The sequence below is a fragment of the Cellulomonas cellasea genome (genome assembly GCF_006538745.1).
Taxonomy (GTDB): Bacteria; Actinomycetota; Actinomycetes; order Actinomycetales; family Cellulomonadaceae; genus Cellulomonas_A; species Cellulomonas_A cellasea.
Genome location: NZ_BJLR01000016.1, coordinates 1 through 21,323 on the forward strand (window position 1 = coordinate 1; position 21,323 = coordinate 21,323).

General features: G+C 76.4%; 23 protein-coding genes. 11 read left to right on the top strand and 12 right to left on the bottom strand.

Going from position 1 to position 21,323, the window contains the following annotated elements; translation table 11 throughout:
- Both CCE01nite_RS07035 and CCE01nite_RS07040 read right to left on the bottom strand, forming a co-directional pair.
- A partial coding sequence (locus CCE01nite_RS07035; RefSeq protein WP_141372119.1) for a S8 family serine peptidase occupies positions 1-1,734 on the bottom strand: 1,734 nt, incomplete at its 3' end.
- A 183-nt stretch (positions 1,735-1,917) separates the two neighbouring features.
- A complete protein-coding gene (locus CCE01nite_RS07040; protein WP_034634903.1) occupies positions 1,918-2,589 on the bottom strand; it encodes a nucleoside/nucleotide kinase family protein in 672 nt (223 codons plus the stop codon).
- Positions 2,590-3,038: 449 nt separating this feature from the next.
- On the opposite strand from CCE01nite_RS07040, the gene CCE01nite_RS07045 reads away from it, so the two are divergent.
- On the top strand, positions 3,039-3,545 hold the full coding sequence (locus CCE01nite_RS07045) for an FBP domain-containing protein (RefSeq protein ID WP_034634901.1): 507 nt from the start codon (positions 3,039-3,041) through the stop codon (positions 3,543-3,545).
- A gap of 60 nt (positions 3,546-3,605) precedes the next feature.
- On the opposite strand, the gene CCE01nite_RS07050 is transcribed toward CCE01nite_RS07045, so the two are convergent.
- A complete protein-coding gene (locus CCE01nite_RS07050; protein ID WP_034634898.1) occupies positions 3,606-4,781 on the bottom strand; it encodes an epoxide hydrolase family protein in 1,176 nt (391 codons plus the stop codon).
- Between the two features lie 114 nt (positions 4,782-4,895).
- On the opposite strand from CCE01nite_RS07050, the gene CCE01nite_RS07055 reads away from it, so the two are divergent.
- The 3 genes from CCE01nite_RS07055 (at position 4,896) to CCE01nite_RS07065 (ending at position 6,672) form a co-directional block, all read left to right on the top strand.
- Positions 4,896-5,528 carry a TetR/AcrR family transcriptional regulator gene (locus tag CCE01nite_RS07055; RefSeq protein WP_034634896.1) on the top strand — a complete coding sequence of 211 codons (633 nt, stop codon included), beginning with the start codon at positions 4,896-4,898 and terminating at the stop codon, positions 5,526-5,528.
- A 10-nt stretch (positions 5,529-5,538) separates the two neighbouring features.
- Positions 5,539-5,931 (top strand): TIGR03618 family F420-dependent PPOX class oxidoreductase, encoded by a 393-nt coding sequence (locus CCE01nite_RS07060; RefSeq protein WP_034634894.1) that lies wholly within the window; start codon positions 5,539-5,541, stop codon positions 5,929-5,931.
- Positions 5,932-6,021: 90 nt separating this feature from the next.
- Positions 6,022-6,672 (top strand): class I SAM-dependent methyltransferase, encoded by a 651-nt coding sequence (locus tag CCE01nite_RS07065; protein WP_034634892.1) that lies wholly within the window; start codon positions 6,022-6,024, stop codon positions 6,670-6,672.
- Positions 6,673-6,807: 135 nt separating this feature from the next.
- On the opposite strand, the gene CCE01nite_RS21270 is transcribed toward CCE01nite_RS07065, so the two are convergent.
- From CCE01nite_RS21270 to CCE01nite_RS07075, 3 genes are all read right to left on the bottom strand, one after another.
- Positions 6,808-6,945: a hypothetical protein gene (locus CCE01nite_RS21270; protein ID WP_157464224.1), complete on the bottom strand. Its 138-nt coding sequence runs from the start codon at positions 6,943-6,945 to the stop codon at positions 6,808-6,810.
- A 143-nt stretch (positions 6,946-7,088) separates the two neighbouring features.
- Entirely contained in the window at positions 7,089-8,177 is a 1,089-nt protein-coding gene (locus tag CCE01nite_RS07070) for a trypsin-like serine peptidase (RefSeq protein ID WP_034634889.1), read from the bottom strand.
- A gap of 156 nt (positions 8,178-8,333) precedes the next feature.
- The gene (locus CCE01nite_RS07075; protein ID WP_052104482.1) at positions 8,334-8,846 is read right to left on the bottom strand and encodes a MarR family winged helix-turn-helix transcriptional regulator; all 513 of its coding nucleotides are present in this window, start codon (positions 8,844-8,846) and stop codon (positions 8,334-8,336) included.
- Between the two features lie 95 nt (positions 8,847-8,941).
- Between CCE01nite_RS07075 and CCE01nite_RS07080 the strand changes: the two genes are divergently transcribed.
- A complete protein-coding gene (locus CCE01nite_RS07080) occupies positions 8,942-9,853 on the top strand; it encodes an LLM class flavin-dependent oxidoreductase (protein WP_034634887.1) in 912 nt (303 codons plus the stop codon).
- Positions 9,850-12,084 carry an LLM class flavin-dependent oxidoreductase gene (locus tag CCE01nite_RS07085; protein ID WP_246056361.1) on the top strand — a complete coding sequence of 745 codons (2,235 nt, stop codon included), beginning with the start codon at positions 9,850-9,852 and terminating at the stop codon, positions 12,082-12,084. The genes CCE01nite_RS07080 and CCE01nite_RS07085 overlap by 4 nt, the downstream gene beginning before the upstream one ends.
- Here CCE01nite_RS07085 and CCE01nite_RS07090 read toward each other — a convergent pair.
- Positions 12,074-12,748 carry a histidine phosphatase family protein gene (locus CCE01nite_RS07090; protein ID WP_052103437.1) on the bottom strand — a complete coding sequence of 225 codons (675 nt, stop codon included), beginning with the start codon at positions 12,746-12,748 and terminating at the stop codon, positions 12,074-12,076. The genes CCE01nite_RS07085 and CCE01nite_RS07090 overlap by 11 nt on opposite strands.
- Before the next feature lie 38 nt (positions 12,749-12,786).
- Here CCE01nite_RS07090 and CCE01nite_RS07095 point away from each other — a divergent pair, with 38 nt between their 5' ends.
- Positions 12,787-13,329, top strand: coding sequence for a GNAT family N-acetyltransferase (locus tag CCE01nite_RS07095; protein ID WP_052103440.1), 543 nt, complete (start codon positions 12,787-12,789; stop codon positions 13,327-13,329).
- 148 nt (positions 13,330-13,477) lie between these two features.
- Here CCE01nite_RS07095 and CCE01nite_RS07100 read toward each other — a convergent pair whose 3' ends face one another.
- Together CCE01nite_RS07100 and CCE01nite_RS07105 are read right to left on the bottom strand one after the other, a co-directional pair.
- On the bottom strand, positions 13,478-13,831 hold the full coding sequence (locus CCE01nite_RS07100; protein ID WP_034624923.1) for a nuclear transport factor 2 family protein: 354 nt from the start codon (positions 13,829-13,831) through the stop codon (positions 13,478-13,480).
- Positions 13,832-13,934: 103 nt separating this feature from the next.
- Positions 13,935-14,282: a hypothetical protein gene (locus tag CCE01nite_RS07105; RefSeq protein WP_034624925.1), complete on the bottom strand. Its 348-nt coding sequence runs from the start codon at positions 14,280-14,282 to the stop codon at positions 13,935-13,937.
- A gap of 133 nt (positions 14,283-14,415) precedes the next feature.
- Here CCE01nite_RS07105 and CCE01nite_RS07110 point away from each other — a divergent pair, with 133 nt between their 5' ends.
- From CCE01nite_RS07110 to CCE01nite_RS07120, 3 genes are all read left to right on the top strand, one after another.
- Positions 14,416-15,786: a YncE family protein gene (locus tag CCE01nite_RS07110; RefSeq protein ID WP_034624927.1), complete on the top strand. Its 1,371-nt coding sequence runs from the start codon at positions 14,416-14,418 to the stop codon at positions 15,784-15,786.
- Positions 15,787-15,920: 134 nt separating this feature from the next.
- Positions 15,921-16,544 carry a hypothetical protein gene (locus CCE01nite_RS07115; protein WP_034624929.1) on the top strand — a complete coding sequence of 208 codons (624 nt, stop codon included), beginning with the start codon at positions 15,921-15,923 and terminating at the stop codon, positions 16,542-16,544.
- 64 nt (positions 16,545-16,608) lie between these two features.
- A complete protein-coding gene (locus CCE01nite_RS07120) occupies positions 16,609-17,334 on the top strand; it encodes a DUF305 domain-containing protein (RefSeq protein WP_084142443.1) in 726 nt (241 codons plus the stop codon).
- Between the two features lie 243 nt (positions 17,335-17,577).
- On the opposite strand, the gene CCE01nite_RS07125 is transcribed toward CCE01nite_RS07120, so the two are convergent.
- Complete coding sequence (locus CCE01nite_RS07125) at positions 17,578-17,868, bottom strand: DUF4287 domain-containing protein (RefSeq protein WP_034624931.1); 291 nt, start codon at positions 17,866-17,868, stop codon at positions 17,578-17,580.
- A 359-nt stretch (positions 17,869-18,227) separates the two neighbouring features.
- Between CCE01nite_RS07125 and CCE01nite_RS07130 the strand changes: the two genes are divergently transcribed.
- Positions 18,228-19,241, top strand: a complete 1,014-nt coding sequence (locus CCE01nite_RS07130) for an aminoglycoside phosphotransferase/kinase family protein (protein WP_034624933.1) — start codon at positions 18,228-18,230, stop codon at positions 19,239-19,241.
- Between the two features lie 140 nt (positions 19,242-19,381).
- On the opposite strand, the gene CCE01nite_RS07135 is transcribed toward CCE01nite_RS07130, so the two are convergent.
- The gene (locus CCE01nite_RS07135; RefSeq protein ID WP_034624935.1) at positions 19,382-19,873 is read right to left on the bottom strand and encodes a protein-tyrosine phosphatase family protein; all 492 of its coding nucleotides are present in this window, start codon (positions 19,871-19,873) and stop codon (positions 19,382-19,384) included.
- A gap of 248 nt (positions 19,874-20,121) precedes the next feature.
- Entirely contained in the window at positions 20,122-21,204 is a 1,083-nt protein-coding gene (locus CCE01nite_RS07140) for an SGNH/GDSL hydrolase family protein (RefSeq protein ID WP_141372120.1), read from the bottom strand.
- Between the last annotated feature and the right edge of the window lie 119 nt (positions 21,205-21,323).

Genomic DNA, 21,323 nt, shown 5'->3' on the forward strand with positions numbered 1-21,323 from the left:
GCGCGGGTGCTTGCCGACGCGCCAGCCGCCGGCCTCGTGGGCGAAGTTGTCCGACACCTGTGTAACCGGACCGAAGGTGCCGTCGCCGTTGTTGAGGGACACGAAGACCCCGAAGTCGCCGAAACCCACGATGTCGGCGCGACCGTCCCCGGTCAGGTCCACCCGGCACGTCGGCAGCTCCTCGCCGACCCAGAGGTCGGTGGCGCTGACGGCGGCCAGGGCGTCGATGCGCCCGTAGCCCATCTCGGCGTTCCACGTGCCGTGGGGGTGGGCCGGGTCGTCGGCGTACGCGACGGTGCCCACCTTGGCGGCGGTGGTCTCGATGATGCGCCGCACCTCGGCACCGGTCAGGAGCGGGTTCCGGGAGAGCAGCAGGGCCGCCAGCCCCGCGACGTGCGGGGTCGCGGCCGACGTGCCGTTGAACGTCGTCGTGTAGTCGTCGGCCGAGTAGCCGTCGGCCCCCGTGCGGTCGGGCGCCGGGCACTGGACGCCGGGCGCGACGACCGACACCTGGGGACCCCAGTTGGAGCCCCACTGCTCGCCGTCCGGGCTCGACGGGGACTTGCGGTTGTCGACCCGGTCGCTGGCCCCGACGGCCATGACCAGCGGGTTCGTCGCCGGGTACGTCACGCCGTCCTGGGTGTCGTGGTTGTGCGTCGCGACGCACATGACGACCTCCGCGGCGTGCGCCTCGGCGATCGCGGGGTCGATCACCGTGGGGTCCCACAGGTCCCAGCCGAAGCTCATCGAGATGACGCGCGCGCCCTGGGCCGTCGCGTACCGGATGCCGGCAGCGATCTCCTCGGCGCTCCAGCTCTGGACGGCGATGGGCAGGATCTTCGCGCCGCCCCCGACCCCCGACGTCCCCGTCGCGTTGCCGATCGGGGCGGCGGCGATCCCGGCGCACGGGGTCCCGTGGTTGCCGGTCGGCGCGCCCGTGCCGGACATGGTGCCGAGGTTGATGCCGTCGTGGAGGAAGGCGCCCACGAGGTCCGGGTGCGCGAGGTCGACCCCTTCGTCGAGCACCGCGACGGCGATCATCGAGTCGCCCCGCTGGTGGTCCCACGCGCTGTCACCGGCTCCGCCGGCGTCGATCTGCACCATGTCCCACTGCTGGACGAACAGCGGGTCGTCGGGCTGGAACGCCACCGGTGTCACGACGGGGATGAACTCGAGCTTGACCTCGGTGCCCAGCCGGGCGGCCAGCTCGTCGCGGATGTCGAAGGCCGGCCGCGTGGCGCCCGGGACGTCGAACAGGTCGAACGACCCCAGCAGCGCGCTGCGCGCGTCGTTGCGGACCAGCTCGTACTCCTCGAGCACCGCCGCCTTCTCCGGGTCCCGGGCCACGTCGGACGCGAGCACCAGGGTCGTCGCCAGCGGCGACAGGAGCTCGTCGCGCCCACGCACCTGGGTCCGGTAGACCGGCGCCGTCCACTCCACCTCCGAGCTCGCCGTGACCGTGTCGCGGTCGACACCGCCGCCTTCGCGGGTCCGGGCGAAGACCAGGCCGGGGCTGTCGTTCACCGCGGCGTGCGGCAGCTCCGCCCGGGCGAGCGCGCCGGCGCCGGGCCCGTCGGCCCCCCCGCCGTACCCGAGGGGGACGAGTCCCAGCGCCCCCAGGGCGTCGGAGGCAGAAGCGCCCGGGGCGGAGGCGACCTTGACGAGCACCACGTCGGGCACCAGCGCGAGCTGCGCGCCGGACGGATGGGCGAGGGTCTCGGGGTATGCAGCCATGTCGAGCATCTCCTTCGTCTGCGGGGGGCGCAGTGCCGGGCAGCAGCCGTCGAGACCTGCTCGGCGGTCCTGGACCCGACAGACGCTGGCGACGGGCTGCAGATACCTCCGTCAGCGAGCCACCTGACCCGTCCGGACGGCGGTGACCGCGAGCGAGCACGGCAGCGGTGCCGAGGAGGGCGCCTACCCCGCCGAGCGCACCGCCCCGAGCACAGGGGTGTCGAGGTCGCTGTTGTCCACCACGACGTCCGCGCGCTCCGCGGGCGCGCACTCCCGGAGGTAGATCCGCTGACCCTCGACGTAGCGGCGGTTGCCCGGGTCCTCCGGGTCGGCCGGCGCCCCGTCGCGCACCGCCATCCGGGCCGCCGAGACCGCGAACGGGACGTCGAGGTACACGGTGTGGTCCCAGTGCGCGCGCAGCTCGTCGCGGTGCAGGAATATCCCGTCGACCAGCAGGAGGGCGTGCTCCCCGGCCCGCCGAGGCTCGACGTCGAGGTGCGCGTCCGTCGCGACGTCGTGCGCGGCCCCGCGGTACAGGCGGTCGCCCCCGGGGCCGAACGGGTCGAGCACGTCGGTGCGGAAGCGGGCGTAGTCGTAGGAGTCGCGGTAGAACCCGTCGGGGGAGTCCGCGCCGCGTGCGTAGCGTTCGGCGCGCGGCCGGTGGAACCCGTCGACCGAGACGCGCACGACCTCGTGCCCGTGCTCGCGCAGGACCTCGGCGAGCTCGTCGGCGAACCAGGTCTTGCCGGAGCCGTCGACGCCGTCCACGGCGACCCGGACCGGACGCCCGGTGCGGCGGGGGTCCGGCAGCCCCTCGGCGACCGCCCTCAGGACCGCGCGGCGGGTGGGCGTCATGGCCGGCGACCCTAGCCGACGGGCGTGCCCGACGCGGCCGGGTCCGGGCGTGGCGGACCCCACCCGCACGCACGGTTGCCCGGGGCGCCCCACGCGGTGCACCATCGAGGGTCGGTCGCCGCGTGCTGAGCAGCGGCCGCGTCGTCGGAGGGACGAGGAGCGAGCGCATGCGGGGCGTCGCGGGATGCGGGGTGGCCGTGCAGGCCTGCTCAGGTGCACCCGGGAGCCTCGTCACGCACCTCTGACCTCGAGCACGGCAGCAGCCGGTCCACCGTCCACCCGGACGACCCGACCCCTGCCCGCCGTGCCCCGGTGAGCGTGCGCGCGGGGCTGACCCCGTCCCCGCCACCAGCCGCCCGCCGCCCGGACACCCGGATCGCGGACGCGTCGCCGTGCACCGCCCGGTGCGCCGGCCGGTGGCCCCGACCCACCGGAAGCCGAGAACCCGCATGAACCCCCTGACCGAGAAGCAGCTCCGTGCCTGCTTCGTCAACGCCTCCCGCCGCGAGGCGGCCCAGGCGACCCTCCCCGACCTCGACGCGCAGCGCTGGGACCGCCTCGACTACCTCGGGTGGCGCGACCGCAAGGCGCCGCTCGCCGCGTACGTCGTGCTCGAGCTCGACGACGAGCCCGTCGGGGTCCTGCTCCGCTCCGGCGACGCGACGAAGGGCAAGCGCCGCCGGGCGGTGTGCGCGTGGTGCGAGGACGTCGTCGAGACCGACGACGTGTCGCTCTACGTCGCCCGCCGCGGCGGTGCGCTGGGCCGGCGCGGCGACACCATCGGGACGCTGGTCTGCACCGAGTTCCGGTGCTCGCGGAACGTGCGCCGGACCCCGACGCGCGCCGAGGCGGGCAGCGACCTGGAGTCGGTGCGCGAGCAGATCGTCGCCCGGCGGGTCGCGGGGCTGCGCGAGCGCTCCGCGCGGTTCGTCGCGGAGGTGCTGCGGACGCGGTGACGTGACCGGGTGAGGGCGAGGGGCGGCGACCGGTCGCGGACGCCGCCCCTCGCCGCCGGTTCACGCCGGGCTGCGGAGCTCGCGGAAGGTTGCGCGGATCTCCTCGGTCAGCACCAGCGGCTGCTCGAGCGCGGCGAAGTGCCCGCCGCGGTCGAGCCGGGCGTAGCGCAGGACCGTCGCGTACCGCCGTTCGACCCACCGCAGGGACGCCTGCACGGCCTCCCCCGGGAAGATGCTGAAGCCGGCCGGCGTCGGGCCGGGTCCGCGCGGTCCGGCACCGGCCGCCTGCTCCTGGCGGGACTCCCAGTACAGCCTCGCCGCGGAGGCCCCGGCGTTGGGCAGCCAGTACAGCATCACGTCGTCGAGGATCTCGTCGCGGCCGAGGACGTCCTCGGGGGAGCCGTGGTGGTCGGACACGTCCTCGAACAGGGTGTAGATCCAGGCGGCGAGACCGGCCGGTGAGTCGGCGAGCGAGTACCCGATGGTCTGCGGCCGGGTCGACTGCTCGCGCGCGTAGGCGTCCTGGTCGGTCGAGTACCGCTGCGAGCGGGCGACCATCGCCCGCTCCTCGGGTGTGGCCTCGTCGAGCTCGTCCTGCGTCGGGAAGACGAGGGGCAGGTTGAAGTGCAGCCCGACGCACCCCGAGTCCGGACGGCGGCCGATCGCGTCGACGACGGCCGCGCCCCAGTCGCCGCCCTGGGCGAACCAGGAGTCGTAGCCCAGCCGGCGCATCAACGTGATCCACGCGTCCGCGATGCGCGTCGGGCCCCAGCCCGGACCGGCGGGCTTGTCGGAGAAGCCGAAGCCGGGCATCGACGGGACGACGACGTGGAACGCGTCCTGCGCGCTGCCCCCGTGCGCGACCGGGTCGGTGAGGGGGCCGATCATCCGGCGGAACTCCAGCACGGACCCGGGCCAGCCGTGGCACAGCAGCAGGGGCCGGGCGTCCGGCTCGGCGGAGCGCACGTGCAGGACGTGGATGCCCAGGCCGTCGATGACGGTGCGGGAGGACCCGAGGCCGTTCAGGTCGTCCTCGCAGCGCCGCCAGTCGTAGCCCTCGGCCCAGTAGGCGCACAGCTCCTGGACCCGGGATAGTCGCGGTCCCTGTCCGTCGGCGGTCGCCTCGTCGGGCCAGCGGGTCGCGGACAGGCGGGTCCGGAGCAGCTCGAGGTCGGCGTCCCCCACCCGGATCGGGTACGGCAGCACGGCATCGGCGGGGGTGGGTGCATCGCTCATGAGGTCGCTCCAGCGTCCGGTGGTGCCCTGGGGTGGGTGGTGACGCAGTGGACCACGATCCGGAAGATGTATTCAACTTGAGAGTCGGTATTCCGATTCTGCTACCGTCGCCCCGTGCCCTCCTCCGCTGCACCCCTGCGCCGCGACGCTGAACGCAACCGCCGGCTCCTGCTCGACACGGCCCGCGACCTCATGGCCCAGCACGGGCTCGACGTCGCCTACGAGGAGATCGCCCGTGCGGCCGGCACGGGGATGGGCACCGTGTACCGGCGCTTCCCGGACCGCCAGGACCTGGTGGACGCGCTCTTCGGCGAGCACGTCGAGGCCGTGTGCCGCATGGCGGAGGACGCGGCGCAGCAGGAGGACCCGTGGGGCGCGCTCAGCGACTTCCTCGAGCGGCAGCTGGAGCTCGAGGCCGCGAACCGCGCGCTCGGGCAGATCCTGCGCGGCCAGAAGGGCTCGTACGCCATCGCGCACCACGCGCACGAGCGCATGACGCCGATCGTGCGCGCGCTCCTCGACCGGGCCGTCCGCGCCGGGCAGCTGCCCGACGGCGTCACCTCGGCCGACCTCGTCGCCGTCCACCTCATGGTCGGCAGCGTCATGGACGCCTCGCGGGGCGTCGCGCCCGAGCTGTGGCGGCGCGCGCTGGCCGTCGCCCTCGCCGGGCTGCAGCACGCGCAGCTGCCCACGCCCGCACCGGCGGACGACGTCGTCGACCGCCTCTTCGCCACCGAGACCACCTGAGGACCCCCACGTGCCCCTGCCCCACCCGCTCACCGACGTCCTGCGAGCGAAGGCGATCTGCTTCGTGACGACCCTCATGCCCGACGGCTCCCCGCAGATCAGCCAGACCTGGGTCGACACCGACGGCGAGCGCATCGTCATCAACACGGTGGACACCCACCAGAAGGCCCGCAACATCGCCCGCGACAGCCGGGTGGCCCTCGGGATCGTCGACCCGGCGAGCCCGCTGCGCTCGTGGGCGATCCGCGGGCACGTGCTGTCCACGAGCACCGAGGGTGCGCGCGAGCACCTCGACGGGCTGTCGACCAAGTACCTCGGCCGGCCCTACCCCGGCTTCGGGGGCTCGGGCGGCGGGCAGCGCGTCGTCGTCACCATCGCCGTCGACTCGGTGCACACGCCCTGACCCGCGCCCGTGCCGGGGTTCCGGTGCGGGACGAGGTACGACGGGCGGCGCTCCGGACGGGACGACCCGCCGCGGTGCCAGACTCGCCCCGTGGCAGACGCGAGGGACCGCGACCGCGCGACCGCCCGCGCGCGGCGGTACTTCGACACGCACGCCGACGGCTACGACGAGGAGATGCGCGTCGCGGAGCGGCGGCTGCTCGGCGAGCAGCGGGCGTGGGCGACGTCGCGCGCGTCCGGTGCGGTCCTCGAGCTCGCGGTCGGCACCGGGCTCAACCTCCCGCTGTACCCGGCGTCGGTGCACCACGTGCTCGGGATCGACCTGTCTGCGGCGATGCTCGACCGGGCGCGCGCCCGCGTGCGCGACCTCGGGCTGGGGGAGCGTGTCGCGCTGCGGCAGGGCGACGTGCAGCACCTCGACCTGCCCGACGAGGCGGTCGACACCGTCGTCGCGACCTACGCGCTGTGCACCGTGCCCGACCCGGGGGCGGCGCTGCGCGAGGCGCGGCGCGTGCTCCGCCCGGGCGGGCGCCTCGTGCTCGTCGAGCACGGGCCGGCGGCGTCGTGCTGGATCCGCGCGGTGCAGCGCGTGCTCGACCCGCTCGCTGTCCGGTTCCAGGCCGACCACCTGCTCCGCGAGCCGCGGCGGTTCGCGGCGGACGCCGGCTTCGTCGTCGAGCACGCCGACCAGGTCGGCACGGGCGGGCTCGCGCACCGCGTCGACGCGCGGCGGCCGGGGTGACGGGCGGCGGCTGACGGGCGCCGGCGGAGGGACGTCGGGCTGACGGGCGCGGGCTGAGGGACCTCGGCTGAGGGGCGCCGGGCTGACGGGCCGCGGTTGACGGACCCCGGAGTGCGGCCGGGGTCCGGCGGGTCGTCAGGCCCGGGCGTCGGCGGCGGCGCGGGCGTCGGCCACCGCGCGGGTGTGCACGGCGTCGGCCGGGCAGGCCGGGTCCCGCAGCGCGATGGTGCGCAGGTCCACGAAGCGGATGCACGTGCAGGCGACGAGGGCCACGGTGACTCCCAGGGGCAGGGGCGCAGGTTCGTCCTGCGGCGCTGCCCGCCCTATCGGCAGCGCCGGACGTCCCGTGAGCACCGGACGGCGCACGGGCCCGGCCGGGCGGCGCGCCGCACCCGCGCCGCGCCGCCCACCGCCGGTCAGGGGAAGTTCGACCGCGCGTACGTGATCAGCGCGCTGAGCGCCGACCCGCCGCCGAACTCGTTGTCGCCGGACGTCGTCGGTCCGGGCGTGCCGGCCTCGGCCGACTGCACACCGACGACCCGCGGCCACGGCTCCGACCCCCACCAGCCCCACACCGGCCCGCCGGAGTGCCCGCCCGTGATGTCGTTGAAGTGGCCCATGACGAGGCCGTCCTGGCCGGAGACCGACTCGTCGGACGTCGACGACACGACCGCGCTGCCCACGAACGCCGGGCGCTGCGTCCCGGTCAGGTCGCCGGGGTAGCCCATGTGCTGCCAGTACGCGCCGCCGTTCCAGCCGTCGTCGTACGCGCGGTAGCCCGCGTAGCCGACGTGGTCGCCGACGGGCCGGTCCATGACGAGCACGACGTAGTCGAACGCGGTCTCGAGGTCGGTGAGCCCGCCCTCGGCCTTGTTCCACGACAGGATCGTGGTCGCGTGGTACTCGCCCCACGGGCCGTTGGTGTTGTAGTACCCGGGCGAGAACGTGACCCACCCGGCGCCGCCGTCGTCGTGCCAGTCGATCATGTGGCTCGCGGTCAGCACGTGCCGGGGGCCGACGACCGCGCCGCTGCCCGTCCCGCCCGCGCCCCAGACGCGGCCGACGATGCGCCACGGGAAGGACGTGTCCTGGTAGACGTAGCGCGAGTCGGGCTGGAACACGTTCGCGGGCCGGTCCTCGTCCTCGCCGAGCTTCCCGGCGCGGTCGAGCACGTGCGGCCACGAGCGCAGCGCCGCGAACGGCGGGCGGTAGCCGTCGAGCTCCCGGACGTCGCCGAGCTGCTCGACGAGCCCGCGGTCGAGCCGCTGGACCTCGAGCGTCGGATAGGGCGGCTCGACGCGGACGCCGTCCCCGCGGGTGCGGGCGACGACGCGGTAGGTCCCGCGCTCATCCCGCACGAGCTCGACGTCGTCGCCGTCGGGCAGGGCGAACTCGTAGAGCGAGAACTCGCCGCCTGGAGGGGCCTCGGTGGCCTCCTCCTCGCGGCGCCGGCGCAGCGTGCGCGCGGTCACCGGGGCGTCGACCTTCTCGGGTGTGGTGGTCATGGGGTGCCTCCTGGTCGGGCCGCCGGGGGTCGGCGGTCTCCTCGGTGGAGGCCGTGCGCGGCCGGGGGATACGGCCGGGGAGGGCACGGACGGTGCCCGATAGGGCGCACCGCACCGCACCGCACTGCACCGCGCCGCACCGGGCAGGGCGACGCGTCAGCGCGCCGTCAGGCCGACCTCGTCCTCGACGGCCGCGCACACGTCGCGCGCCGGGGTGATGCCCCGCACCGCGCACGCGGCGGCGGAGAGCAGGTGGCGCAGCGTCGCGCGGTCGGCGGGCGGGAGGACCTGCAGGGCGGCGTCCTCGGCGGTGCGGACGTCGGCCTCGAGGCGGGCCAGGGTCGTGCGCCCGTCGGCGGTCGCGACGAGGCGGCGCTGGCGCCGGTCGGTCGGGTCGACCTGGCGCTCGACGAGCCCCGCGGCCACGAGGTCGTCGACGAGGTAGGTCATGACGGTCCGGTCGATCCCGAGGTGCCCGGCGAGCGCGAGCTGGCTGCGCTGGTCGCCGTGCACGACGGACGCGAGGACCTGGAAGCCGCGGTGCCGGTGCGGGACGGCGTCGAGCACGGGCCCGACCTGCTCCTGGTAGTGCCGCAGCAGCACGCCGAGGGTCCAGCCGAGCTCGTCGTGCCCCAGGCGCCCGCCGTCGGCTCCGGTCGTCGTCTCCACCCGCCGAGCATACGCCGAGGACGTCGCTTGCGCAGATCGTCTGTCACGCATACGGTCTTGCACACCACACGAATGCGTCGAGAGGACCGCCCGCCATGGCTGACCACGGCCACGACCTGCTGCTCGGGTCGTTCATCACGCCGACCAACGGCGACCCTCAGGCGCCCGTCCGGCTCGCCGTCGCGAGCGAGGCCGCCGGGCTCGACCTCGTGACGTTCCAGGACCACCCGTACCAGCCGGCGTTCCTCGACACGTGGACGCTGATGTCCTACGCCGCCGCGCGCACCGAGCGCATCCGCCTCGCGGGCAACGTCCTCAACCTCCCGCTCCGGCCGCCGGCCGTGCTGGCCCGCGCGGCCGCGAGCCTCGACCGGCTCTCGGGCGGGCGCGTCGAGCTCGGCCTCGGCGCCGGGGCGTTCTGGGACGCGATCGAGGCGATGGGCGGGCGCCGGCTCACCCCGGGCCAGGCGGTCACGGCGCTGAGCGAGGCGATCGACGTGATCCGCGGCGTGTGGGACGACACGACGCGCCAGCCGCTGCGGGCGGGCGGCACCTACCACGCCGTCCACGGCGCCAAGCGCGGACCCGCCCCCGCGCACCCCATGGAGATCTGGCTCGGCGCCTACAAGCCGCGCATGCTCGCGCTCACCGGGGAGAAGGCCGACGGCTGGCTGCCCTCGCTGTCCTACCTCGGCTCGCCGCAGGACATGGTCGACGCGAACGCCCGCATCGACGACGCCGCGCTCGCCGCCGGACGCCGGCCCGCGGACGTCCGGCGCCTGCTCAACGTCGGCGGGACGTTCTCCGACCGGTCGAGCGGCCTGCTCCAGGGGCCCGTCACGCAGTGGGTCGAGCAGCTCGGCGAGCTCGTGCTCGAGCACGGGTTCAGCGCGTTCGTCCTGGCCGGGGACGACGAGCGCGCGCTGCGGCTGTTCGGCGGCGAGGTCGGGCCCGCGCTCCGCGAGCTCGTGGCGGCCCACCGCGGCACGCCCGGGGCCGGCGCGTGAGCGGCCGGGGCGACGCGGGCCACCCGCTGCGGCTCGGGGCGGCGGTCCGGGCCGACGCGGGCGACCCGGGGGCGCTGACCCGGCTCGCCGCCGTGGCGGAGGCGGGCGGGCTCGACGTGCTCGCGGTCGACGGCGGCGCGGGCGGTGGTGAGGGGCTCGACGCCTGGACGGCGCTCGGGTGGGTCGCGGGAGTCACGCAGCGGATCACCCTCGTCGCCGAGGGGCTCGGGGTCGCCGCACCTCCGGCGGTCCTCGCGCGGGCGGTGGCGAGCCTCGACCTGCTGACCGGGGGACGCACCGAGCTCGCGCTGACGCGCGCGGCGGACGGGGGAGCGGGCGGCGCGACGGACGCGCTCGCCGAGGCCGTCGCCGTCGTTCGGGGAATGTGGACGCCTGGCCGGTCGCCGCTGGTCGCCGCCGGTCCGGCGCACCCCGTCCCGGGTGCGGCGCGCGGGCCGGCGCCGGCCCACGACGTGCCCGTCTGGGTCGTGGGGGCCGACGACGACGCGGTCGACCTCGCCGCCCGCACGGCCGACGGCTGGTGGCTCGACCTCCGGGCGACCGGCGACGCGCTCGCGGACGTCGGGCGCCGGCAGGAGCGGCTCGACGCGGCGGCCGCGCGGCACGGCCGGGCACCGGGCGAGCTGCGTCGCGTGCTCACGCTCGCCGGAGCCGCCGGTGCGCCCACGGTCGAGGAGGTCGTCCGGCTCGTCGTCGACGACGGCGTCGACACCGTCCTGCTCGCGACCGACGACGCCGCGGCCCTGCACCGCTGGGCCACCGAGACCGCCCCGGCGGTCCGGTCCGCCGTCGCCGCGACCCGCGCCGCCCGGGGCACGCCCCCCGCGACGACCCGCAGCGCCCGCGTGCGGTCCGCCCGGCGCGCCGGAATCGCGTACGACACCGTCCCGGCGGGCATCGAGACCGTCGAGCCGGGCGACACCCGGTACCCCTCGATGCGCTCGAACTACCTGCGCAGCGGCCGCCCGGGCCTCGTCCTCCTGCCGCGCGACACCGCCCAGGTGGCCGCGGCGCTGACGTGGGCCCGGACCCAGCCGGTCCCGCTCGCGGTGCGCAGCGGGGGCCACGGGATCAGCGGCCGGTCGACGAACGACGGCGGGATCGTCCTCGACCTGCGCCGGCTCGACGGCATCGAGGTGCTCGACGCCGCGACGCGGCGGGTGCGGATCGGAGCCGGCGCGCGGTGGGGTGCGGTCGCCGAGGCGCTGCAGCCGCACGGGTGGGCGCTCACGTCGGGCGACTACGGCGGCGTCGGCGTCGGGGGGCTCGCCACCGCGGGCGGCCTCGGGTTCCTCGCGCGCGAGCACGGGCTGACGATCGACCACGTCCGCGCGGCCGAGGTCGTGCTCGCCGACGGATCGGTCGTGCGCGCCGACGCCGAGCACCACCCGGAGCTGTTCTGGGGTCTGCGCGGCGCGGGCGGCAACCTCGGGATCGTGACCTCGTTCGAGTTCGAGGTCGACGAGGTGGGCGACGTCGGGTTCGCGCAGCTCTCGTTCGCCGTCGACGACGTCGCCGGCTACCTGCACGACTTCGGGGCCCTCGTCGAGGCCGCGCCGCGCGACGTCACGCCGTTCCTCATCGTCGGCGCGCCGCGCGACGGGCAGGTCGTCGCGCACGTGCTCGCGGTCGTCGACTCCGACGTCCCCGAGACGATCGTCGAGCGCCTCCAGCCGTTCGCGATGCTCGCCCCGCTCGTCCAGCAGGCCGTGCACGTGCTCCCGTACACCGGGGTCGTGCGCCGGACCGCCGACGTGCACGCGGGCCACGGCGAGCCGGTGTCCCGCTCGTCGCTCGTCGACCACGTGACGCCCGCGCTCGCCGAGGACCTCGAGCGGCTGGTCCGCAGCGGCGCGGTGCACTTCTTCCAGATCCGCTCCGCGGGGGGTGCCGTCAACGACGTCCCGGCCGACGCCACCGCGTACGCGCACCGCAGCGCCGGGTTCTCGCTCGTCGCGATGGGGGCCGAGCGGGACCGGGTGGACCGCCTTTGGGACGCGCTGGGCCACCACTGGACCGGCCTCTACGGGAGCTTCGACTCCGACCCGCGGCCCGAGCGGGTCGAGGACGCGTTCCCGCCGGCGACCCTGGCCCGCCTGCTCGCGCTCAAGGAGCGCTACGACCCGGACGACGTCTTCCGGCAGAACCTCCCGGTGACGTCGACGCTGCGCCGGGAGCCGCGCGCGGACCGGCCGCTGCTCACCCCGTGACCCGCAGGTGCGCCGTCGACCCGAGCTCGGCGACCTCGCGGCTGTGGAAGCGGCCGTCCTCGCGCAGCACCGTGATGCTCCCGGCCGGCAGCCGGAAGCGCGCGTAGCCGGTGGCCTCGACCGGGATCCCGAGCCACGCCGCGACGACGAGCTGGCCGCTCCCGCCGTGCGCGACGAGGACCTGGTGCTCCCGCGCCCGGGCGAGCAGGTCGGTCACGCCGGCGTAGACGCGCCGGGCGAAGGTCAGCCACGTCTCCGCGCCCTCGACCCCCTCGTCGTGCCGGAGGCGGTCGCCGGACGCGGGCGGCACGACGAAGCGCTCCTCGAGCCACGCCTGCGGGCGTCCGCCGGCCACGCCGTACGACTTCTCCCGCAGCCGGGCGTCGAGCGTCGGCGTGACCCCGAGCGCGTCGCCCACGGCGTCGGCCGTCTGCCGGGCACGGCGCAGGTCGGACGTGACGACCTCGACACCGGTGCCGTGCGGCACCTGCCGCCGCAGCGCCTGCCCGACGAGCGCGGCCTCCCGCTCGCCGCGGGCCGTGAGCGCGGAGTCGAACCACCCGCCGACGAGCCCGTCGACGTGGTGCGACGCCTCGGTGTGCGTGACGAGCCACAGCGTCCGCGCGCGCGGCCCGACCAGGTCAGGGGTCGGTGGGGGCTGCATGCCCCCACCCTGCCGCACGGCTCGTGTTCACTGGCCGCATGGCCTTCACGCCGCTGCCGACGCGCCTCGTGACCGACCGCTTCGAGCTGACCCCGCAGGAGCCGGCCGACGCCGGGTGGCTCGCCGTGCTGTTCACCACCCGGGGCCGCGGCGAGGTGTCGGAGGCGGAGGCCCGCGAGCGCATCGCCCGCATGCACGCGCTGACCGCGGAGCACGGCATCGGCGCCCTGGTCCTGCGGCCGCGCGACGGCGGTCCGCCCGTTGGGTACGCCGCGGTGGTCGTCGGCCGCGGGACGGTCGAGGAGCCCGAGCTCGCCTACGAGCTGCTGCCGGAGGCGCACGGGCGCGGGTACGCGACGGAGGCGGCGCGCGCGGTGCTCGACGCGGCGCACGCGACGGGCCGGGCGCGGATCTGGGCGACCATCCGCCCCTGGAACGCCGCGTCGCTCCGCGTCGCGGAGAAGCTCGGCTTCCGGCGGGACCACGTGATGACCGACCACGACGGCGACCTGGTCTGGTTCCTGCACGAGGTGCCGGCCGTGCCCGGGCATGGAGGAGGCCCCGCTGCTGCAGGGGGCTAGAGCAGCGGGGCCTCTGCCTCACAGTATCGACCGCAGGGCGCCCGGGGTGGAGGTTCCGGCCGGATGAACCCGGTGGGACGAGCGGGTGAGTCGCGCTCGCGCCGGACGGGCCGGGCCGCCCGCCCCGGTGCACGGCCGGTGGCGCCCGTCAGACGAGGTACGTCCCGTGCCCTCGCACGACGAGCCCGTCCTCGAGCTCGAGGACCTCGCTCACGAGCCCGCCGTCCTGGTTCCGGTAGGCGATGACGACCGTCGCGACGCCCGCGAACACCTGGACGACCTCGAACCGCAGCCCGGGCAGCAGCTCGAGCCCGCGCGCCCAGTAGGCCCGCAGCGCGTCCTTGCCGCGCACGACGCCGTCGCTGCCCGGCACGACCCGCGCGGCGACCGGGGACGTGAAGACGACGTCGTCGGCGACGTGCGCGAGCAGCGCGTCGAGGTCGCGGGAGTTCCAGTCGCGCTCCCAGCGGCGGGCGAGGTCGGCGGCCCAGGTGGTGTCCATGCGCCCAGCATCGACCGCCGGGCCGTCGCGCGGGACCCGGCCATCCGGATCCTGGACGTGCGGCGGCGGACCGGGTCCGCCCCGAGCCGCGTGGGGGAGCGGCTCAGCGACCGGCGCCGAGGACCGACAGCACGAACGCCCGAGCCTCGAGCACCGCGGCCAGGCACGCGTCGACGTCGACGGCCGGGAGCTGCACCCACTCCCGCATCGCACGCCCGGGCTTCGTCTCGCACGGGCTCCCCGCGCCGCTCGCGACGAGCTCGGCGACCCGCGCCGCCGGGAGCTTGACGACCACGTCGGTGCCGCTCGCGAACGCGTAGAACTTCCCGCCGGTCCGCAGACCGAGCGAGTGCAGCATGCGTCCCTCGTCGTCGTCCGGGTGCAGCGCGAGGGCGCGCTCGCGGACGGCGGCGAACACGTCCGTGCCGGCGGGGCCGGAGGCGGCAGTCATACGGCGAGCCTAGGACCGGCGTGCGGGCGGGGGACAGTGCCCGTTCGAGTGCTTGTTGAGAAAGACTCGCGATATCGCTACGGTCGGCGCGCTCACCCGCTGCGTCCCCGGACGCCCGAGGCCAGGAGGCCGCATGCCCACCCCACTCGTCCCCGGACCGACGGGGAACCCGGTCCCCGCCCGCCGACGGCGCTCCCGCGGCGGTGCGCTGACCGCCGGGCTCGTCGGGACGCTCGTCCTCAGCGCGTGCAGCGGGACCGCGCCCGCCGCGGAGCAGACCCCCGACGCCGCACCGGTGCGGACCGCCGAGGAGCGCCTCGTCGTGGCCGACCCCGTCGCCGCGGCCGTGCACACCTACTCCGTGCCGGAGCACGAGCTGCTCGGCACCCTGGAGGACCTCGCCGTCCAGGAGCACGCGGGGTTCGTGCAGCTCGAGGACGGCCGCCTCCTGCTCGCCGACAAGGACACCCCCGAGCTGCTCGCGCTCGACGTCAGCGGCGACGAGCCGGCGATCACCGACCGCGTCGCGCTCCCCGGCTCCGCGGTGCACATCGCCGTCGACCCGGACGGCACGCGCGCCGTGGTGAGCACGTCCGCCGACCCGGGGACCGGCCTGGGCGCCCTCACCGTCGTCGACCTCGCGACCTTCGAGGCCGAGGGGTCCGTGCCGGTGGCGACCGAGGAGCCGGGGATCGCGCTCGTCGGCGACGCGCTGCTCCACCGCGACGGCGCCGAGGCCGGGCGGCTCGAGGCGTTCGCGCTCGCGGACGTGCTCGACGGCTCGGCGGAGCCCGTCACCGGGACGGACGTCGGCGCCTACGGGCACGGCGAGGCCGTCGTCGACGGTCACCTGCTGCTCGCGACCGACGCCGGGCTCGAGCGCTTCCACGTCGACGGCGGGGAGCTGTCGGCCGAGGACGCCATCGCCTGGGGGACGGGCGACCAGGCCTGGGGCCGCGGGTACTACCTGCGCGTCCTGGGGGCCGACGACCCGCACGTGTGGAGCTACGTGCGCGACCAGTCCAGCGCGTCCTGGGGCGAGTGGCGCAACGACCTGTTCGTCGTGCCGCCGGGCCAGGACGAGGCGCAGCGCCGGCCCCTGGGCAACGGGCTCGCGTTCCGCTTCTCGGTGGCCGACGACCGCGTGCTGTTCGCCCGCATGCACCCCGACGGGTACGTCGCGCACGTCGTCGACGCCGACCCGGCCTCGCCCACGTTCCTCGAGACCCTGCACGCCGTGCCGCTGCCGACCCCGAGCCGCGCCCCGGCGCGCGAGGACGACCTCGAGGAGGTGTGGGAGTCGCCCGGCCGGCCCATCACCGCGATCACGGCCGCCGGCGACACCGGCTACGTCTCCCGCGGCGGCGACGGGATCGTCGACGTCCTCGACACCCGCGCCGGCACGGTCGAGGGGACCATCACCGTTCCGACGTCCCTCGACGGCGGCGGGTACCTGATCGTCACGCGCCCCGGCGCGGCGCCCGTCGACACCCTCGGACGCTGACCGCGACGCCGCCGCAGGCCCGGGGCGCGGGGTCCGCGGCGGCGCGACGCGTGCGGTGCCGGACCGGGTGCCGGACCGGTGCCGGGCCGGTGCTGCGGTTGGAGGCTCGACCGTCGCCGCGTCATGATGCAGAGATGGTGAGCCGGGCGGCGGGTCCGCGGGCGCGGACGGTCCTGTGGCCGCTCGTCGCGCTGCTGACGCTCCTGGGGTTCGCCTGGATGCACGTGGTCGCGGTCACCGACCCGGGGACCGCGCAGCACCATCACGTCGCGGGCGTCGCCGGCGCTGCGGGGGAGACGGGCGCTGGGGGTGTCGCCGTGGGCCGGGCGGCTGTCGCCGGGGCAGCGCCCGTCGCGCACGCGGTCTGGTCGTCTGCCGCGGATCTGTCGGGACACCACGCGGGGCGCGCACACGCCGCGCACGACACGTGGACGGCGACCGCGACGGAGCCCGACGTCGGGGCGACGAACGCGACCGCCGTCGGCGCCGGTCCCGGCCTCGGCCCGGTCACCGGGTCACCCGACCGGGCTCCGCACCGAGACGGGGACGACGGGGGTGGTCACGCCGCGATGGTCGGCTGCCTGCTCGCGCTCACGGGCGTCGCGGCGTGGGTGCTCCGGCGCCGGCCGTCGGGACCCGGCCTCGCGCTCGCGCAGCGGCAGGGTCGTCCGGCCCGTCGTGACCCCGCCGCCACGTGGGCGGTGCCGGCCCGGGGCTGCGGTCCACCGCGCATCGCGCTGTGCGTCCTGCGGGTCTAGGAGCGGGCCCGCGCGCCGGGCGACCACCACGACCCCACGACCGCACACCCCAGGGAGCTCCACCATGACCACGCACACCCGCACGACGACGCACGCCCCCGAGACCGCAGACACCCGCCTGACGGCGCGCACCCGCCTGACCGCACGCACCGGCCCCGCCGGACGCGCCCGGCCGACCGCCACGCTGACCGGTGCGGCCGCCGTCGGCGTCGCGCTGCTGCTGGCGCTGACCGGCTGTGCCGGCGACTCCGGCGAGGTGGGCTCGAGCGCACCGGCCGCTCCCGAGCCGGCCTCGACGGCCGAGGCGTCCGCCGAGCACAACGACGCGGACGTGCAGTTCGCGCAGATGATGATCGTGCACCACCGGGGTGCGGTCGAGATGGCGGAGCTCGCGGCCGACCGCACCGAGACCCCCGAGGTTCTCGACCTCGCCGAGCGCATCGCCGCGGCGCAGGGCCCGGAGATCGACACCATGTCCTCGTGGCTCGAGGCCTGGGACGCGGAGGTGCCCGCGGACGACGCCATGGCCGGGATGGACCACGGGGACATGGACCACGGCTCGATGCCCGGGATGATGACCGACGAGCAGATGGCCCAGCTCGAGGACGCCGAGGGCGCCGCGTTCGACGAGGCGTTCCTCACGATGATGATCGAGCACCACCAGGGTGCGATCACGATGGCGCAGGACGAGATCGACGGGGGCGAGAACCCAGACGCGGTCGCGCTCGCGGAGACGATCATCGAGGACCAGACCGCCGAGATCTCCGAGATGACGGCCCTGCTCGGCTGAGCCTCCCCGCGCACGTGGTCCGAGCACCGCGCCATGGCGCTCGGACCACGTGCGGGCGGCTCGCCGCCGCCAGCCACCCGGCGCCGCGGGTCACCCCCGGTGCTGGTGACGTCACCCAGCGGGTCGTTCACCGCCGTGGTCGTCGGCGTGGGCGTCGGGATCGTCGTCGGGCCCGGGGTCGGGAGCGGCTTGCCGGGCTCTCCTCGCGGGCGTGCGTCGGTCGCCCGGGGCCGCAGCGGGCGCTCAGCTCGGCTTCGTCGCGATCCCGTCCAGCCAGAGCGTGTCCGACGCGTCGCTGTGGGTCCCGTCGGTGCCGACGTGCTTGCTGCTGATCGTCGGGCCCTTCGTGATCACGTGCCACAGCGCCATCGCGTGCCCGCGGCCGACGCCGTAGTCGGCCTGGAGCCACTCGACGACGCCCGCGGCCTTGGCGCCCGGCGCGTCGAGCCCCTTCTCGTGGGCGATCGCGACGAGCTCGCGCGGGGTCAGGCCGGTCTTCTGCTCGAGCGTGTCGAGGTACGCCTGGAAGGACATCGGACTCCTGGCTGCGTCGAGGCGGCGACCACGGTGGACCGCCGATGTTGGCCCCACCTGCGGCCGCGACGGCAGGCGGCTGTCGCGGCCGCCCGAGCGGGTTCCCCGAGCATGGCGCACGCCACCCACACGGCCGAGCGGGGCATCGGTGGCGAGCAGCGGCAGCCGCAGCAGAGCCGGAGGAGGGCGGGTCGGCGGCGACCGGGAGCCGTCGCCGACCGATCGGTCGGGGTTCACCCGGCCGGTGTCCGCCGGGGTCTGGGCACGCGACCGGTCGGGCTGTACTCTCCAACTCCCAACCCGGTCGGGCACGCCCGACGTCGTGCGGTGGAGCACCCTCACGACGACCGGGAGACCCGATGTCTTTCGCCCCTGCCGCGACCCTCGACGCCGCCGCGCTCGGCACCCGCACCGCCACCGACGTCCCCCTCGGCGCGGGCACGGACCGGGACGCCACCGGGCCCGCGGCGCCGACCGTGCACGACCACGGCCCCGCGGCACCCGCCGCCGCCCACCACGTCACCGACGAGCGCACCGACCCCCTGCCGCTGCCGACCGCCGGCTGGGGTGTCGAGCACGCGCTCGACGCGGTGGCCGAGGCCCGGCTCGCGCTGCCGTTCCGCCTGCCGCGCGCCCACGTCGTCAGCGCGCTCACGACCGTCGTCCTGCGTGCGGGCCGCCGCGCGGTCAAGGTCTACCCGCCCGGCACCGACCCCGCGCACCTCGCGGCGACCGCCGAGGCGCTCGCCGGCACGCCGTTCGCCGTGCTGCCGGTGTGCGCGCCGGTCGTCACGTCGGGCGGCGTCGTGACCGTCTCGCCGTGGGTGACCGGCGGGCGGTCCGCCGACTGGGCCGAGACCGGTGCGCTGCTGCGCGGCTTCCACGACGTGCACGCCGACGCGGCGGTGCCGCTGTGGGACCCGCTGCGCCGCGTCGTCTCGCAGGTCGCCGCGCTGCCCGACGACGCGGCCGCCGTGCTCCTCGACGCCCGCACCGCGCTGCTCGACGCCGTCGCCGGCCTGCGCTCGGAGCTCGGGGTCGGGACCGTGCACGGCGACGTCTCGCCCGGCAACACCGTGCGCTCCGGCGCGACGCCGCTGCTCATCGACCTCGACTTCGTCGCCCGGGCCCCCCGCGAGTACGACCTGACCAGCGCCGCCCGGCGGTTCGTCGCGGGCGAGATCGACGCCGCCGCGTACCGCGGGTTCTGCGACGCCTACGGGTTCGACGTGCTCACGTGGGACGGTCGCTCGGTGCTCGACCGGGTCGCGGCCCTCGGCGGCGTCGCGTTCCGGCTGTGGGACGACGTGCACCACGGGCGCGCGCACGACTGGCTGGACGACGCCGTGCGGGAGTGGCGCACGCCGCTCTGACGGGGTGACCGTCCGCGGTGGCACGGTCGGCTCGTCGCCGCTCGCCGCTCGCCGCTCGACGGCTGGACGGCGGGACGGGCCGCCGTCGGCCTGCTCCGGGTGTGCCCGGCGGGACGCGCGGGCCGGCAGGTCGCGAGGGGTCAGCGCGGGGCCGGGAGGCTGCGCAGCCACTCCGCGAAGCGCGCGTTGTTGACCGTGCCCTCGCGGTGCCGCTGCACGTGCGCGAGCGCCTCGGCCCCGGTGATCCCGAGCGCCTCGCGGACGACGAGCGACACGAGCAGCCCCGAGCGGTTGCGGCCGAAGGTGCAGTGCACGAGCACGCGGTAGCCGTCGTCGAGCAGGCCGGCGACGAGGGTCGCGAGCCGCAGGGTCAGCGCCGGGTCGGGCAGGTCGTCGCCGTCGACCAGCGGTGCCTTGAGGTACAGCAGGCCGTCGGTGGCGCCGGCCGGGGGGTGCGCGTCCGCGTCGGCGATGTCGATCACCGCGCGGATGCCGGTCGCCGCGACCCAGTCGAAGTCGACCGGGCAGCCGCCGTGCCACAGGCGGCCGGGCAGCATCTCGGTCGGCGGGTCCGCGGGGCGGACGCCGGGCAGGTCGACCGGCTCGGTCGTCAGGGAGGTCAGCTCGGTCACCTCGCGAGGCTAACCGCGCCCGCCGACGCCCGCCGGTCGGCCGCGTGAACGTCGGGTGGCGGGTGCGGGGCGCGACGGCGGCAGCGGGGTCGTGGAGCGGGCGCGTCGCCGGGGCAGCGGGCGGCGGGGCGTGCGCAGCCCGTGGCGGGCGGCATACGGCCGGCAGACAGGCGGGACGGTGCTGCGGGCGCGTCAGGTGTCGGCCGGCCCGGCGGGGAGACAGCGACGGCGAGCCGCGTCCGCCGGGCTCAGCGCGGGAGCGCCGCGGCGAACGCCCGGGCCAGCCGCTCGTGCCCCTCGCCGTCGGGGTGCACGCAGTCGGTCCCGCCGACGAAGTCGCCGGTCCCCAGGAGCCCGAACGTCTCGACGACCGTGACGTCGTACCGGGCGGCGACCTCGCGGATCCGGTCGTTGAACCCGGCCGGCAGGACGGCACCGCCGAGCTCGCCGCCCTCGAGGATCGCGTCGCCGAGCAGCCGCACGCGCGCCGGGTCGGCCGCGCCGAGGTCGCAGAACGGGAGGGGGTTGTAGTAGGTCATCCCGAGGATGAGCGTCCGGGGCCCGGCGTGCTCGCGGAGCGTACGCAGGATCTCGTCGTACCGGGTGACGAAGCCGGCGAACGTCGTCTCGAGCGTCGGCAGGCACGCGGGCGTCGTCACGAGCACGCACGCCGCGACGGCCGGCCCGTAGACGTCGTTGCCGCCGACCGACACGGTGACGACCTCGACGTCGTTGCGCCGGGAGCGGTCCTGGTTGCGGGCGTCGAGGAGCGCGACGGCCTGGTCGAGCTGGTCACCGGGCGCGAGCACCGTCCCGGTCGTGACGCCGCCCGCCACGCCGGGGATCCCGGTCCGCGACAGGTTCACGAGCTCGATCCCGCGGCAGCCGCGCCCGCGGTGGTCGGGGTCCGCGCCGTGCCGGCCGCGGCCCGGCGCGCAGTCCAGCCGGCGCGGGAGCACGGCGTGGAACCGGGCCACGAAGCCGTTGGCCTTCCACAGCGCGGCCGTCGTGGGGAAGTCGACCGCAGGCGGCACCGACTGCTGCCCGGCGGGGACGGAGTCGCCGATCGCGACGTGCAGGGGGCGCCCGGGCCGCGGGTGGTGGCGGCCGCCGTCGGGCGCGCCCTCGCCGGTGACGTCGGGGAGGTCAGTGACGTCGGGGACGTCGACCAGGCCCGGTGCCGGTGCGCGCCCCGGTGCGACGTCCGCCGGGGCCGCGCCGACCGCCGTCGCGGCCGACGCGGCGTTCGCGGGACCGGCGAGCGCGGTGGCCGCGCCCGGTCCGGCGAGCAGGGCGGTGATCAGGGTGAGGCACGTCCACGAGCGCTTCACGGTGATCCCCCTCGACCCCTGCGCGACGCGTTCCACGCTACGCCGGGCGGCCTGCGCCGCCGCCTGCCCGTTCGTGCCGTCGACCACGCCGCCGCCCGAGGCCCTCCGAAGGGCGGCGG

What these genes read in the sequence shown, in the direction of transcription:
- CCE01nite_RS07040 (WP_034634903.1), bottom strand. Translation starts at nt 2,589, where the DNA reads ATGACGCCCACCCGCCGCGCGGTCCTGAGGGCGGTCGCCGAGGGGCTG.
- CCE01nite_RS07045 (WP_034634901.1), top strand. Translation starts at nt 3,039, where the DNA reads ATGAACCCCCTGACCGAGAAGCAGCTCCGTGCCTGCTTCGTCAACGCC.
- CCE01nite_RS07050 (WP_034634898.1), bottom strand. Translation starts at nt 4,781, where the DNA reads ATGAGCGATGCACCCACCCCCGCCGATGCCGTGCTGCCGTACCCGATC.
- CCE01nite_RS07070 (WP_034634889.1), bottom strand. Translation starts at nt 8,177, where the DNA reads ATGACCACCACACCCGAGAAGGTCGACGCCCCGGTGACCGCGCGCACG.
- CCE01nite_RS07080 (WP_034634887.1), top strand. Translation starts at nt 8,942, where the DNA reads ATGGCTGACCACGGCCACGACCTGCTGCTCGGGTCGTTCATCACGCCG.
- CCE01nite_RS07090 (WP_052103437.1), bottom strand. Translation starts at nt 12,748, where the DNA reads ATGCAGCCCCCACCGACCCCTGACCTGGTCGGGCCGCGCGCGCGGACG.
- CCE01nite_RS07095 (WP_052103440.1), top strand. Translation starts at nt 12,787, where the DNA reads ATGGCCTTCACGCCGCTGCCGACGCGCCTCGTGACCGACCGCTTCGAG.
- CCE01nite_RS07100 (WP_034624923.1), bottom strand. Translation starts at nt 13,831, where the DNA reads ATGGACACCACCTGGGCCGCCGACCTCGCCCGCCGCTGGGAGCGCGAC.
- CCE01nite_RS07105 (WP_034624925.1), bottom strand. Translation starts at nt 14,282, where the DNA reads ATGACTGCCGCCTCCGGCCCCGCCGGCACGGACGTGTTCGCCGCCGTC.
- CCE01nite_RS07110 (WP_034624927.1), top strand. Translation starts at nt 14,416, where the DNA reads ATGCCCACCCCACTCGTCCCCGGACCGACGGGGAACCCGGTCCCCGCC.
- CCE01nite_RS07115 (WP_034624929.1), top strand. Translation starts at nt 15,921, where the DNA reads ATGGTGAGCCGGGCGGCGGGTCCGCGGGCGCGGACGGTCCTGTGGCCG.
- CCE01nite_RS07120 (WP_084142443.1), top strand. Translation starts at nt 16,609, where the DNA reads ATGACCACGCACACCCGCACGACGACGCACGCCCCCGAGACCGCAGAC.
- CCE01nite_RS07125 (WP_034624931.1), bottom strand. Translation starts at nt 17,868, where the DNA reads ATGTCCTTCCAGGCGTACCTCGACACGCTCGAGCAGAAGACCGGCCTG.
- CCE01nite_RS07130 (WP_034624933.1), top strand. Translation starts at nt 18,228, where the DNA reads ATGTCTTTCGCCCCTGCCGCGACCCTCGACGCCGCCGCGCTCGGCACC.